A 13478-nucleotide genomic window follows, 5' to 3' on the forward strand; every position below is an offset into this window, starting at 1 on the left:
AGCCTAACTATAAGAACGATAGAAAAGTTGGCTTTGAAAAATATGAACAACAAGAAGACAAGCCTAAAGAAAATGTGGTTGAATGGTCACTTGTTTAGTGACCATTTTTCTATTTCAAGCAGAAGGAGGGAGAGAGATTACCCGTGTTGAGTTTAGTAATGAAGATCTTAAGAAAACCGAAAATAGAAGATATCGTATGTAGCATACAAAATAATGAAGAAGATAAAGAAGCTTTTATCGTACAGTATCAGCCGTTTATTAGAAAATCGATCTCGTCTGTCTGCCGCCGATATATTACAGAACAGGATGATGAATATAGTATTGGATTGTTTGCGTTTAACGAAGCAATTGAACAGTATTCATATAAAAAAGGGAAATCTTTTCTAGCGTTTGCTGATCTTCTTATAAAAAGAGATGTAATTGACTATATACGCAAGGAGTCTAAGCATAACCTTGTCTTTTTAAAAGAAGATGAGCAAGAGGAAATGTTAGAAATGCAAGTATCGCTTACGGAGTATATGAAGGAAATAGAAAATGGTAACCGTAAGGAAGAAATTCTTCATTTTCAAAGTGTGTTAGCTGAGTTTAAAATCACATTTTCAGAGCTTGCTAAAGAATCTCCTAAGCATCGTGATACGCGTGAACACTTAATAGAAATTGTAAAGATGATTATAAAAGAAGAGGAAATGATGGAGGAGCTGTTCCGGAAGAAAAAGTTACCGCTTAAACATATTGAACCGCGTGTTAGGGTAAGTCGTAAAACGTTGGAGCGGCATAGAAAATATATCATTGCAATGTGTATTATCTTCGCAAACAACTATACATACATTCTTGATTATATAAGGGGAGGGAAGCATGATGAATAAAGGAATTGTGATGGATATAAAAAAACATAGCGTAGTTGTTTTAACGCCAAATGGAGAGTTTATTACGTGTAAAAGAAAAGGGGATTCTTGCATGATTGGAGAGGAAATTTCATTTGATGAGCAAGAACAAAAAGCATCGCGTTTTTCAATCCCTTATTTCTTAAAGCCGGCATCATTACTTGTTGCTTGTTTTCTATGTGCGCTGTTATTTTTCTACAACCAACCGGAAGAAAAAGTATTTGCTTACGTCTCAGTTGATATAAATCCAAGTTTAGAGGTGAGCGTAACGAAGGATCTTCGCGTTATAGATTTACAAGCTTGTAATGATGATGGAAGACGTATTTTAAAAGAATTGAAGCAATGGGAAAATGAACAATTGCAAGAAGTAATACGTACAATTATAAAGCAGAGTCAAGAGGATAAGTATTTAACGAATGATAAGCAAGTTATGCTAACAGCTGTTGCAAAGGACAAGTCGTTAGAACCACAGTTGGAAAAGGCAATGAAAGAATTAAAGAAAGAATATGAGCTAAAACATATTACAGTCGAATATCAAAATAGCACGATGCAAGTACGAGAGAATGCTAGAAAAGCTGGAATGGGCACAGGTGTCTATATAAAGCAAGAGAATGAGAAGAACAAATCGGTTACGCCGCCCGCCACGCCGTCTAATCCGGTAGAAAACGAAGAAGAGGTGCAATCGCAGCCGGATTCATCTCCTGATGTAGCGCCAGATTTGTCTTCTGTAAAAGACAAAAAACATGAGAAGCCAGAGCATAAAGAACAAAAGAAAATAGAGGAACAGCCAACGAAGCACATAAAAGAAAACAATGGTAGAGGATCTCAGCAACAAAATAGAGGGAATCAGCAGGAGAATAATGGTAGGGGATCCCAACAAGGAAATAATGGGAATCAGCAAGGAAACAACGGTCGAGAATCCCAACAAGGGAATAATGGAAATCAGCAAGGAAACAACGGAAGAGTACCCCAAGGAAATAATGGGAATCAACAAGGTGACAATGGTAGGGAATCTCAACAAGGAAATAATGGGAATCAGCAAGGTGACAATGGAAGAGGATCCCAAAAAGAAAATGTTGGAAACGAGCAAGGAAACAATGGTAGGGGATCTCAACAAGAGAATAGAGGCCACCAGCAAGGGAATGAAAAGAAGAATCAATAGAAATATAGGAGTGGGAGATTCATTTTAAAGTGAAAAGGAGTGATCTCACTATTGCGGGCAGTAAAACTCCCATCTCAAAATTTGGCTAGGGCAAAGAAGTTAGGTGGGAGTTGGGCTGCTTAAAGTTGCACTTTATTATTCTATAGTTCTATTAAGAAGGAGTATGTGAAAAATATAATGGAGAAAAACATTCAACAAGAGAAAGATAAAGTAAAACCTGTTTTTTATGATCCGAAAGGAAGAAGAAACATAGCGTTTATTTCGTTTCTATGTATTTCAATAGTTAGCGTAAGTATTGTATTTTATTTTTTCTTTCAAAGTATTTTTTCAACACCAGAAATTCCAAATATGAATACCGCTGTACAACAAGATAATAAACTTGTACCAATTAATCAAAAACTTAGTGATCAGCAGTTAAAGAAGGAAGAGTTTAAACCAAATACCGAAACGAAGGATAATAAAAATTTGGTGAATTCGCTGAAGGATAGTAAACAACGTAAAGAAGTGTATGGTTTTTATGTAAACTGGGATGAAAATAGTACCGCTTCTTTAAAAGAAAATATCGATTCATTAACCACGCTAGTACCAGAGTGGTATCATTTAAAAGCAGATTTAATGATTAGAAGTGAGATAAAACCTGAGATAGTAAAGTTAGCAGAAAAAAATCAAGTGAAAATTATGCCTTTACTAACTAACTATACTGAGGAAGCTTCTGGTCCGGATAGTGGGCTAATTCATAAGTTGCTGAATTCCTCAAATGATGTAAAGACAAAGTTTATAAATGATTTAGTAAAGCAAGTTGAAAAGAATCGATTTGCGGGTATTAATATTGACTTTGAGGCCGTACCTGAAAGTGATAGAGAAAACTTAACAAATTTTATGAAAGAACTTACTACGGTCTTTCATAAACATGATTTGCTCGTTACACAAGATGTTCCAGCTAATGATAAGGCTTTTGATTATAGTGCGTTAGCAAAAATAATAGATCGAATGATTGTAATGATGTACGATGAGCACTATGGAGCGGGAGAGCCAGGACCAATTGCTTCAAATAAATGGTTTCAACACACATTAAAAGAACTGAATATTCCGTCTAATAAACTTGTAGTTGCTTTCGGTAACTATGGATATGATTGGAAAGTAAATGGTAAGGAACCGGCGAAATCTTTAACTTTTTCAGAAGTTATGGCAATGGCTCATAATTCAGATATGAATATTCAATGGGATAAGATGAGTGGAAATCCTTATTTTAGATATAAAACAGGAGATAAAGAACATACTGCTTGGTTCTTAGACGGCGTTACTCTCTATAATCAAGTGAAAATCGCAATGGAAAACAATGCAAAGGGGTTTGCGTTATGGAGATTAGGTGCAGAAGATCCTACAATATGGAAAGTTTTAGAAAATCCGATTGAGGCACAAAAAAATCCTGATGTATTACATAAAATCACTAGTTTAGATGAAGTAAATTATTCTGGACAAGGTGAAATTTTACAGATTGAGAATGAAAAGCAAAATGGATTGAGAGATTTTAAAGTAGGTAAAGATGGTTATCTTACAGATGAAGTATATCAATCCTTACCATCTGCATACGAAGTGCAACGATATGGAAAACCGAAAGGGAAACAAGTAGTACTAACATTTGATGATGGACCAGACCCGAAATATACGCCGGAAATCTTAGATATATTAAAAGAGAATAAGATCAAAGCTGCTTTTTTTGTACTTGGTGAAAACGCACAACTAAATACTAGTATTGTGAAAAGAATATACGATGAAGGGCATGAAATTGGCAATCATACTTTCAAGCATCCTAACGTAGCTGATACGTCTTTACTACGAACAAAAGTAGAACTTAATACGACGCAACGTCTGATCCAGGAAATAACTGGGCATTCTACAGTTTTGTTTAGGCCACCATACGAAGCGGATGCTAACCCGGATTCCTCAAATGAAATATTGCCAATTTTACGGGCACAAAATATGAACTATACAATGGTAGCAGAAAAAGTGGATCCTGAGGACTGGGCAACACCATCAACAAATGAATTAGTAAAGCGTGCTCTTAATCCCGTTTATAAGGGAGAGGGAAATATTATTCTTCTCCACGATGCGGGAGGGAATCGTACCCATACGGTAGAGGCGTTGCCGATCATTATTAAAGAGCTTAAAAAGCATGGATATAGTTTTGTAACAATTTCAGATTTAATGAATAAAGAACGAGATGAAATTATGCCCCCAGTTTCTTCTGAGGGTGAGCAATATTTACTTTACAATAAAGCTGTCTTTTCAGGGGCTGGATACTTTAAACATATATTAACAACTATTTTTTATATCGCTATTGGATTAGGGATTTTTCGATTCGTATTCTTAATTTGTTTTGCATGGAAGCAAAAAAGAAAAACGCTATCTCGCACTATTCATTCGTCCTACCAACCTTTTGTTAGTGTTGTCATAGCAGCATATAATGAAGAAAAGGTGATAGCTAAGACAATTCGCTCAATTTTGGATAGTAAGTATGGAGAATTTGAAGTTATTGTTGTGGATGACGGATCGACAGATGGTACGTCAAAAGTAATGCAAGAAACATTTTATAAACACCCTAAAGTTCGTTTCATTCAGAAAGAAAACGGCGGGAAATCATCGGCAATGAACTTAGGGTTTCAACAATCGCGAGGAGAGATTATTGTCACTTTAGATGCGGATACTATTATTGCGCAAGACGCCATTTCTCTCATGGTTAGACACTTTGAAGATCAAAATGTAGCAGCAGTTTCAGGTAATGTCAAAGTAGGGAATAGACGAAACTTGTTAACTACTTGGCAACATGTTGAATATATAACAGGATTTAATTTAGAACGTAGAGCTTTTGATGAGTTAAATTGTATTACAGTCGTTCCAGGGGCTATTGGGGCGTGGCGTAAGAAGAATGTAGTTAAATCTGGATATTTAAGCGAAGATACATTAGCAGAAGATACGGATCTTACTATTACATTTTTGCGTCAAGGACATAGAATTGTATATGAAGAAAAAGCTTATGCTTTTACGGAGTCACCTGAAGATGTGAAAAGTCTTATTAAACAGCGATATCGTTGGTCATATGGTACACTCCAATGTCTTTGGAAACATCGAAAAGCATTGTTTCATACAAAACAAAAAACGTTAGGATTTATTGCATTGCCTAACATGTGGTTATTCCAATATGTTCTGCAATTTATTGCTCCTTTTGCAGATATATTAATGATTATGGGGTTATTTAGTAGTGATCCGCTAAAAGTTTTAGGATTTTATTTTGTATTCTTTTTAATGGATCTTCTCGCATCTCTATTTGCATTTAAATTAGAGGAAGAGAATCCGAAACCATTAGTATGGTTAATTTTACAACGCTTTATTTATCGTCAATTTATGACTTATGTTGTCGTTAAATCTATATTCTCATCGATTCGAGGAATAGCGGTAGGTTGGAATAAGCTAAAGAGAGTGGGAAGTGTAGAACATTCTACGGAACATAAGGAGGCATCTTAAGAGAGCAGGTTATCTGCTCTCTTTTTCATTGATTTTAGTGAGCTGAGTGTAGAGTAGATACGTCTGTATCTATAAGAGTTCTGATAGTGAGACATTATGTTAAGATACTCCTTTAGTTTCGGAAAAAATTTTTTTATTTTTTTTTAAATGACGGACATAAAATCATATATACCTTCGAATTATATATATGGATAACATAAATATGTATATAAAAGGGGAAAATAAGATGAAAGAACAAAAAGAAATGTTTGAAGAAATCTCTGAAGTACTAAAGGTATTGGCACATCCTGTTCGTTTATCCTTAGTAAAAATAATGCTTGCAAAAGGTCCTACTAATGTAACAACAATGTACGGGGATTTACAAATGCCTCAAAGTACAATTAGCCAACATTTATCTAAATTAAAAGCTGCTAAAATGGTTACAGGTACTCGAAAAGGATTAGAAATTTATTATGAGGTAACTGACAATCGCACAAAATCAATATTAGCATGTTTAGTTTAAATGCTGACTTCTATTTCAAAATAAGAAACGCTATTCTTTTCTATGTTTTTATAGAGAGAATAGCGTTTTTACAATTGGTATGTTTAAAGAAAAAATGATACAAGGATTTACTATGATACGTGGTACTTTGATGACAGATAAAGCCACAAAATTGTCAGATGTAGAAGTTGAGTTTGATTTTATTCAAAGTACTCTCCGTACAATAGATGGACGTACATTAGCAATTGGTAAGCAGGGATATATGCCTATAGAATGGAGTGAAAGGTTTATGGGTTTAAATGTACCTACTATTACCTTAGGTTCTAATGCGTCTAATAATGAAAAAATTCTCGGTTTAGGGGTGCTCCTTTATAGTTTACGTACAATTGAGATTAGAAAAAGTCGGGCAAGTGTTTAATGAGGCGGAAGTAGTGTTTATATGCGAAATTGTATAGAAATCTCATTTTTCTAATTATATCTTTTTAGATTGATGGATGTGGGGTCACGTCCATCAATCTAAGAAAACAAGTTAGCCCAAAAACGATAAAAATAAAATTTATAAAAATACAAAATATAAATATAGAGGATTAAATAAAGTATATAGTGCCTTTTTAGTCATGTAATCTTTTGATCTGATGACCTTTTCCCCATTCAAATAGTTCATTCATAATTTTCATTAAAGATTTTCCGTGCTCACTTAGTGTGTACTCAACCTTTGGTGGTACTTCTTGATATACAGTACGATGGATAATCCCATCTGCTTCAAGTTGCCGAAGTTGTTGTGTAAGTACTTTTTGTGTAAGGTTTGGAATTTCTCGTTTAATTTCATTTGTTCGCATTTTTCCATCCATCAAAACACATAAAATATAAACTTTCCATTTTCCGCCGATTACATCGAGTGTTGTTGCAATTGGGCAGTTATCATTTTGATTCATATAACACCTCCAAAGGTACCTCAAGGTTCCTATAGCACCTGAAAGTACGTACTTTTCAATTATATGTAATGCATTCATACTAATATGTAAAGGATTGATTCATTTATAAAGGGGATGGAAAATGATGAGAACACTTGTAATTGTAGCACACCCTCATATTGAAAAATCAAAAATTAATAAAAGATGGATAGAAGAACTTGAGAAACATTCAGATGAAATTACGGTGCATGAATTATATAAAGTGGCACCAAACTGGGAGTTTAATATTGAAGAAGAGCAAAAGTTATTAGTAGAACATGACAGATATATATTCCAATTTCCGCTTTACTGGTACAGTTCACCGCCATTATTAAAAAAATGGTTTGATGATGTATTGACATATGGATTTGCGTACGGATCAAAAGGGGATAAAGTGAAGGGAAAAGAGTTTGGTGTAGCTATTTCTATAGGTGGATTAGAAAAAGATTATGAAAATAGCGGAATTACGATGGATGAGTTAACGAAACCATTTCAAGCTACTTGCTTATATACAGACATGAAATTTATACCTTCATTTTATTTATATGGTGCCGAATATAAATTAAGTGATGAAGAGATTGATAAAAGTGCACCTGAGTATGTGCAATATGTAATGAACAAGAAGTATTCTAATATATAATGAAAAATAGCCATTTACTTGTGAAGTAAATGGCTATTTTATATTCTTGTTATATTCACTAAGTGTAATCTTTAGTAAATTAATAGTTAATCTGGTAAAATAAAAAACCTAACATATATAAAGGGGAGTTTTACTTGAGAACGATGCAAAAATTATTACAAAAAAGAGCAATGCAATCACCAAATTTGGAAGCGCTTGTAGGGGGAGAGAAAAGATATTCGTTTCAACAGTATAATGAACGAGTAAATCAGCTTGCACACTATTTGTTACATAATGGTGTGCAAAGAGGAGATCGTATAGGAATACTATGCAAAAATAATCACCCGTTTCCAAGTGTTATGATGGCAAGTTTAAAAATTGGAGCGGTATGTATTCCGCTAAATCATCAGCTTACTGTTTATGAATTAGAAACGATTGTACAAGAAGCGAAATTAAAAGTGTTAGTTATTGATGAAGAATTTAGTGAAGTGTTATTAAAGGTTGATGCTGTTAAAGAAATTCCTTATGTAATTCAAACGACAAAAGAAGGCTTTGGTTCATTTGAATTAGAGTTGCAAAAACAACCAACGATAGAACCGAACGTAGAAGTGCATGAAGAGGATGATGCCATTTACTTATTTACTTCGGGAACGACTGGACAGGCAAAAGCATGTGTAATTGGACATAAAAACTTACATCACTATTTTGCAGAGATTGCGGGACAAAGAGAAATTCCAGCAGGTGAACGCTTTTTATCCGTGCATCCATTGTTTCATATGAGTGGTGTGCTTTCTATTTTAAATTGTATTTATCATGGTGTTACGATGATCTTCTTAGCTGATTCGAATCCTGCTCTTATTTGGGATAAGATTGAAGAAGAGAAAATTACTACGATGCTTGCATTCCCAGCTGTTTATAGCTATATGCTTGATGAACTAAATAAAAAAGAACGTAACATTTCTACTTTTAAAGTAGCACAAAGCGGTGGAACAAAAGTGCCAGAAACACTCATCCAAAAATATATGGAAAAAGGAATCTATATGGTGCAAGGCTATGGTAGTACAGAAGGTTGGGTCGTAACATCATGGCATCCAATGATGGGAAAAGAAAAGATGTCTTCTGTAGGAAAAACATTGAAAAATGTAGAGGTAAAAATTGTTCATCCAGAAACAGGCGATGAACTAAAAACAAATGAAGTTGGAGAGATTCATGTAAGAAGTCCATACATGTTTAAAGGGTATTGGAATAATGAAAAGGCGACAAAGAAGGTAGTAAAAGATAATTGGTTTAACATGGGTGATGCAGGTATGATAGATGACGACGGATTCCTGCACATAATGGGAAGATATAAAGACGTTATTATACGTGGTGGTGACAATGTATATCCAGACCAAGTAGAAGATGTTATTCATGAAATACATGGTGTTTTAGAAGTTGCAGTAGTTGGAGTTCCAGATGAATTTTGGGGAGAGGTTCCAAGAGCTTACATTGTGAAGGATGGCGAAACAACAGTAACAGAAGAAAGTATTATTCAGTATTGTAAGGAGAAATTAGCAAGTTACAAAATTCCAGAAGTGGTATTCGTAGAAGAATTACCGAAAAATGCTTTAGGGAAAGTACTGAAAAGGGAATTAAGAGAAAATATACTTGTAAAATAAAAACGATTAAATGATGAGGAATCCAGTTATGTATAAAGCATAACTGGATTTTTTGTTTATGATTCTGTTGGTGGATATTGTAAATATTTAAAACCTTTTATGTTTTTTTAGTGTAATATTGAAAATAAAGGGAGCTAACTAATTTCAGTACTAGGGGGAGAAAATATGGCTATAAAATTAGAAACTGAGCATTTATGTATAGAACCTTTTACTAATGATGACGTGTTTAGAATTAAAGAGTTAGCTAATGATAAGGAATTAGCTAATATTCTTGGGCTTCCACACCCATATAAATTAGAGTTCGCGCAAGATTGGGTTGATATGCAACCAGAACTTATAAGGAAAGGAATCGAATATCCTTTAGGAATTGTCTCTAAAGAATCAAGAGAAATTGTAGGTACAATTACACTAAGAATTGACAAGGGTAACAATAGAGGTGAACTTGGTTATTGGATTGGTAAGAATTATTGGGGAAAGGGTTTTGCAACTGAGGCTGTAAACAGAATGATTCAATTTGGCTTTATCGAATTAGGTTTAAATAAAATTTGGGCATCTGCCATTTCTAGAAACCGATCATCGATTAAGGTGTTAGAGAAGTCGGGCTTACGTAAAGAAGGCACGTTGAGACAGAATAGACTTTTATTAAATACATATGAAGATGTTGATGTGTATGGAATATTAAAGACAGAATACAAGGTTTTAAATAGATAAGATTGGTAGTATGATGACAAAAGGAAACCCTTTAGAACAGGGTTTCCTTTTGTATTTTAATAGAACCTTGTTTATCAAAAGCATAATAATTTACTAGATTTTGTATTTTGTGTAAGATAATAAAGAATATTCAAATATTAATTAAGGGAAGAGATGTAAATGAAGCTACCGCTATTACAGGTAGAGACAGAGAGACTGATGATCCGTCCGTTCCAAAATAATGATTATGAAAGTTGGTTAGATGGATTTAATAAGAGGTTACCATCGCAGTATAAATATGACGATGGTTATCAAGTTATGGCATCATCAACGAAAGAATGGTTCACGGAATGGATTAGAGGCTTTGATGAAGCAGCACATCGAGATGAGATGTACGTATTAGGTATTTTTCGTAAAGAAGACGGAGCTAATATTGGTAAGCTAGAGCTGATTAAAATTTTACGTATGGACTATCAATGGGCGATGATGGGATATTCCATACATAATCAATACTGGAAAAATGGATATGGCATGGAAAGTGTGAAAGCTGCAGTATCGTTATTTTTTAATCATCTTCATTTTCATAGAATCGAATTACATATACGTGTTGATAATGAGCCATCAGTACGTCTTGCGGAAAGAACAGGCTTTTCATTTGAATGCAAGAGAGAGGCGTTTTCATTAGAGAATGGTAAGTGGATGGATTTTCTTATTTATTTTAAAAATAAGGAGATGAATATATGAGAGTTCTAATTACAGGTGGAAATCGTGGATTAGGGTTACAGTTAGTAAAAGTGTTTCATGAAAATGGACATATTGTTTATCCATTAGTTAAAACTGAGGTTGCGGTAACGCAATTGAAGCAAATGTTTAGTTGTAGATGTTTTCCTATATTAGCAGACTTATCGGCTGATGAGAGTACAGAACAAATTAAGAAACAGCTTGAGGAATATACAGAGTATATTGATCTAGTTATAAATAACGCAGGAATTACTGGAAAGGAGACTGAGGTTTTACATACGAATTCAGAAGAGTTAACGGACTTATTTAATATTCATTGCTTAGGTGTAATTCGAGCTGTAAAAGGTACATATGTGGCTTTAGCTAAATCGGATCATCCGAGAATCATAAATGTGTCCTCTCGGTTAGGTTCATTGCATAAAATGGCGAACAAAGAGTTTCCGCAAGGCCATTTCTCATATTCATATCGAATTGCTAAAGCTGCACAAAATATGTTAACGCTCTGTTTACAACAAGAGTTTGAGGATAAAGGAATTCATGTAACTGCTATTCACCCTGGAAAATTAAAGACTGACATTGGTGCTTTTGATGCGAATATGATTCCGGCTGAAGGAGCAAAAAATATATATGATTGGGTAATAGATTCAAACGAGGATGTTTCAGGGAAGTTTATTGAGCCAGGTGTAGGTGAATTAAAGTGGTGATATACGATCTTGCAATCATTCAGAATCTGTTTGGCCCTTCTAAAAAAGTATTAAATGGCTTACCAAATGCAGTGACAATTGAAGAAATAGAAGAAGACGTTTTGTATAACGTACAAACATATAAAGAAAAGATAAGTAGATTTGAAGAGGTTTGTTTTAATTGGGAGTTAAAAAGAGCGAGTATTGTATTAAACAAGAGGTTTAGTAGTTATAACTCAAGCGCAAAAGTGTTACTTGATGCCGGTTTTTCTTTGTATGCTGCAAAGATAGAAGTATGTAGAGAGTTGAACAATATAGAAGAGCTTGAAAGACAATATACATATCGATCAATAGCAGAAGGAACGTTATCGGAAAAAGATTTTAAATATAGTTGGGAACAATGTATGTCGGGTTCAGGGAATCAAACTTCAATTTTAACTATCGATGAACATTTTTATTCTGTACAAACAGAGCTAGGTAAGGGCTGGGAAAAGTCATGTATTGTTTTTTATAATAAAAATGAGCCGATTGGTATGTCCATACCGCATATAGAAACTGGAACAGAAAGTGAAGGACGATTATTTTATTTTGGGGTAATGCCTTATTATCGCGGGAAAGGAATTGCTTCCCGGCTGCATCTTCAATCTTTACATATGTTAAAGGAAATGGGGGCTACTTATTACATCGGAAGCACACATACTTCAAATGAAAAGATGCAGAGAATATTTTGGAGAAATAATTGTTCGTTGAAAACGGAGATAGAGCTTTATTATAAAATTTTTAAAGAAGGTTAGGAGAAAAGAAAGTGAAGACTATAAACGTATTTCATTACGACGCATTTACGAATAAACCGAATATGGGTAATCCAGCAGGTATTGTATTAGAGGCAGATGAATTAACGGAAGGGGAAATGCAGCTTATTGCTGAAAAAGTTGGATTTAACGAAACTTCTTTCGTTCTTCCTTCAGAAGTAGCGGATATAAAAATGCGCTACTTTACACCTGGTTTTGAAATGGATTTATGTGGTCATGGGACAGTAGGGACGATATATGCCTTGCGTGAAAGAGGTTTATTAGAAGAGAAAAGTAACCTTACGATTGAAACGAAGGCTGGGATTTTACCGATACAAATAGGTGTAAATGAAAATGGAGAAACTTTTATTAAACTGAGGCAGGCAGCACCTCAGTTTAAAGATTTTGCAGGTTCAAAAGAAGAATTAGCTCGTAGTATTGGTTTAGAAGTAAATGATTTAGATGTAAGTTTACCGATTGTATATGGAAGTACGGGTAATTGGACTGTAATTGTACCGATTAAAAACCTTAATGCGTGTGAAAGAATGAAACCTAATAATGCTGCATTTCCGTCAGTATTAAAAGAAATACTTAACGCTTCTATTCACCCAATTTGTCTAGAAACTTATGACGAAAAGGTACATATGCATGGGCGTCATTTCTCATCAGCTTATGCTGGAACGATTGAAGATCCCGTGACAGGAACAGCTTCAGGTGTAATGGGAGCATATTATGCGACGTATGTGGAGAAAGATTTTGACCATGAAATGGAGTTAATCGTTGAACAAGGGCAAGAAATACATAAAGATGGTCGTGTAACGGTATATGTAACGAAAGATGTAGAAAGTGAGAAGTTACAAATAGATATTGCTGGAACAGCGGTATATGTGAAAGAGTTTGAAGTTTTACTATAAAAAAGAAAGGCCGGCATACATCCGGACTTTCACTATCTGTTCAATACTTCAATATACGAAGCATCTCCAGTTGTTCTTAAAGCAGAGCGGAAATTGTTATTTTCTAGCGTTTTAGCGACTTGTTGTAACTGCTGTGCATCATCATGATGGATAAGTAAGCTGTCGGCACCGCTTTCTTCTATATGAATGTGTTCGACATTTCCGATTGCATCATGTACAGCTTTTAAAAATTCAGGTTTCATATTGTCCTCCTATATGTATGTAACGTTGTTGTTAGTATTTCCTTATTTTTGAAATGTAAAAGTGAATGAATTTTTGTTATATTATGATTTTTGAAGGGGTTTCCTATTTGTTTGTCAAATAATAGTAAAGTTGTC

Annotated in this window: 13 protein-coding genes and 1 pseudogene; 12 read left to right on the top strand and 2 right to left on the bottom strand. The window is 34.4% G+C overall.

Annotation, left to right across the window (positions count from 1 at the left end; translation table 11 throughout):
• Window positions 1–143: 143 nt before the first annotated feature.
• The 5 genes and pseudogenes from sigI to FH036_RS00615 all read left to right on the top strand — a co-directional run.
• Window positions 144–866, top strand: coding sequence for an RNA polymerase sigma factor SigI (gene sigI, locus FH036_RS00595; RefSeq protein ID WP_014481722.1), 723 nt, complete (start codon window positions 144–146; stop codon window positions 864–866).
• Window positions 856–2046 carry an anti-sigma-I factor RsgI family protein gene (locus tag FH036_RS00600; RefSeq protein WP_139895152.1) on the top strand — a complete coding sequence of 397 codons (1191 nt, stop codon included), beginning with the start codon at window positions 856–858 and terminating at the stop codon, window positions 2044–2046. The genes sigI and FH036_RS00600 overlap by 11 nt, the downstream gene beginning before the upstream one ends.
• Window positions 2047–2223: 177 nt before the next feature.
• A complete protein-coding gene (locus FH036_RS00605; RefSeq protein WP_139895153.1) occupies window positions 2224–5571 on the top strand; it encodes a trifunctional glycoside hydrolase family 18/polysaccharide deacetylase/glycosyltransferase family 2 protein in 3348 nt (1115 codons plus the stop codon).
• Window positions 5572–5797: 226 nt separating this feature from the next.
• Window positions 5798–6073 carry an ArsR/SmtB family transcription factor gene (locus tag FH036_RS00610; RefSeq protein WP_000662958.1) on the top strand — a complete coding sequence of 92 codons (276 nt, stop codon included), beginning with the start codon at window positions 5798–5800 and terminating at the stop codon, window positions 6071–6073.
• Between the two features lie 73 nt (window positions 6074–6146).
• Window positions 6147–6470, top strand: a pseudogene (locus tag FH036_RS00615) (hypothetical protein); the annotation flags it as partial.
• Between the two features lie 193 nt (window positions 6471–6663).
• Here the strand turns inward: FH036_RS00615 and FH036_RS00620 are convergent.
• Window positions 6664–6987, bottom strand: coding sequence for a winged helix-turn-helix transcriptional regulator (locus FH036_RS00620; protein ID WP_001072989.1), 324 nt, complete (start codon window positions 6985–6987; stop codon window positions 6664–6666).
• Between the two features lie 124 nt (window positions 6988–7111).
• Here FH036_RS00620 and FH036_RS00625 point away from each other — a divergent pair, with 124 nt between their 5' ends.
• The 7 genes from FH036_RS00625 to FH036_RS00655 all read left to right on the top strand — a co-directional run bounded on the left by FH036_RS00625 (window position 7112) and on the right by FH036_RS00655 (window position 13101).
• Entirely contained in the window at window positions 7112–7645 is a 534-nt protein-coding gene (locus FH036_RS00625; protein ID WP_025991632.1) for an NAD(P)H-dependent oxidoreductase, read from the top strand.
• Between the two features lie 143 nt (window positions 7646–7788).
• Window positions 7789–9282: a class I adenylate-forming enzyme family protein gene (locus FH036_RS00630; RefSeq protein WP_180358372.1), complete on the top strand. Its 1494-nt coding sequence runs from the start codon at window positions 7789–7791 to the stop codon at window positions 9280–9282.
• A gap of 165 nt (window positions 9283–9447) precedes the next feature.
• Entirely contained in the window at window positions 9448–9993 is a 546-nt protein-coding gene (locus tag FH036_RS00635) for a GNAT family N-acetyltransferase (RefSeq protein WP_048550366.1), read from the top strand.
• A gap of 159 nt (window positions 9994–10152) precedes the next feature.
• The gene (locus FH036_RS00640) at window positions 10153–10716 is read left to right on the top strand and encodes a GNAT family N-acetyltransferase (protein WP_139895155.1); all 564 of its coding nucleotides are present in this window, start codon (window positions 10153–10155) and stop codon (window positions 10714–10716) included.
• On the top strand, window positions 10713–11417 hold the full coding sequence (locus FH036_RS00645; RefSeq protein WP_139895156.1) for an SDR family NAD(P)-dependent oxidoreductase: 705 nt from the start codon (window positions 10713–10715) through the stop codon (window positions 11415–11417). The genes FH036_RS00640 and FH036_RS00645 overlap by 4 nt, the downstream gene beginning before the upstream one ends.
• Complete coding sequence (locus FH036_RS00650) at window positions 11414–12190, top strand: GNAT family N-acetyltransferase (protein WP_139895453.1); 777 nt, start codon at window positions 11414–11416, stop codon at window positions 12188–12190. Before FH036_RS00645 ends, FH036_RS00650 begins: the two co-directional genes overlap by 4 nt.
• Before the next feature lie 11 nt (window positions 12191–12201).
• Window positions 12202–13101, top strand: a complete 900-nt coding sequence (locus FH036_RS00655) for a PhzF family phenazine biosynthesis isomerase (RefSeq protein ID WP_139895157.1) — start codon at window positions 12202–12204, stop codon at window positions 13099–13101.
• A gap of 32 nt (window positions 13102–13133) precedes the next feature.
• Here FH036_RS00655 and FH036_RS00660 read toward each other — a convergent pair whose 3' ends face one another.
• Window positions 13134–13343 (bottom strand): hypothetical protein, encoded by a 210-nt coding sequence (locus tag FH036_RS00660; protein WP_000801653.1) that lies wholly within the window; start codon window positions 13341–13343, stop codon window positions 13134–13136.
• Window positions 13344–13478: the final 135 nt, after the last annotated feature.

Origin of the sequence: Bacillus sp. CD3-5 (assembly GCF_006349665.1) — a bacterium.
Taxonomy (GTDB): domain Bacteria; phylum Bacillota; class Bacilli; order Bacillales; family Bacillaceae_G; genus Bacillus_A; species Bacillus_A paranthracis.

Coding starts and splice junctions, on each gene's coding strand:
- FH036_RS00605 (WP_139895153.1), top strand. CDS start 2,224: ATGGAGAAAAACATTCAACAAGAGAAAGATAAAGTAAAACCTGTTTTT.
- FH036_RS00625 (WP_025991632.1), top strand. CDS start 7,112: ATGAGAACACTTGTAATTGTAGCACACCCTCATATTGAAAAATCAAAA.
- FH036_RS00600 (WP_139895152.1), top strand. CDS start 856: ATGATGAATAAAGGAATTGTGATGGATATAAAAAAACATAGCGTAGTT.
- FH036_RS00610 (WP_000662958.1), top strand. CDS start 5,798: ATGAAAGAACAAAAAGAAATGTTTGAAGAAATCTCTGAAGTACTAAAG.
- FH036_RS00620 (WP_001072989.1), bottom strand. CDS start 6,987: ATGAATCAAAATGATAACTGCCCAATTGCAACAACACTCGATGTAATC.
- FH036_RS00640 (WP_139895155.1), top strand. CDS start 10,153: ATGAAGCTACCGCTATTACAGGTAGAGACAGAGAGACTGATGATCCGT.
- FH036_RS00630 (WP_180358372.1), top strand. CDS start 7,789: ATGCAAAAATTATTACAAAAAAGAGCAATGCAATCACCAAATTTGGAA.
- FH036_RS00645 (WP_139895156.1), top strand. CDS start 10,713: ATGAGAGTTCTAATTACAGGTGGAAATCGTGGATTAGGGTTACAGTTA.
- FH036_RS00660 (WP_000801653.1), bottom strand. CDS start 13,343: ATGAAACCTGAATTTTTAAAAGCTGTACATGATGCAATCGGAAATGTC.
- FH036_RS00635 (WP_048550366.1), top strand. CDS start 9,448: ATGGCTATAAAATTAGAAACTGAGCATTTATGTATAGAACCTTTTACT.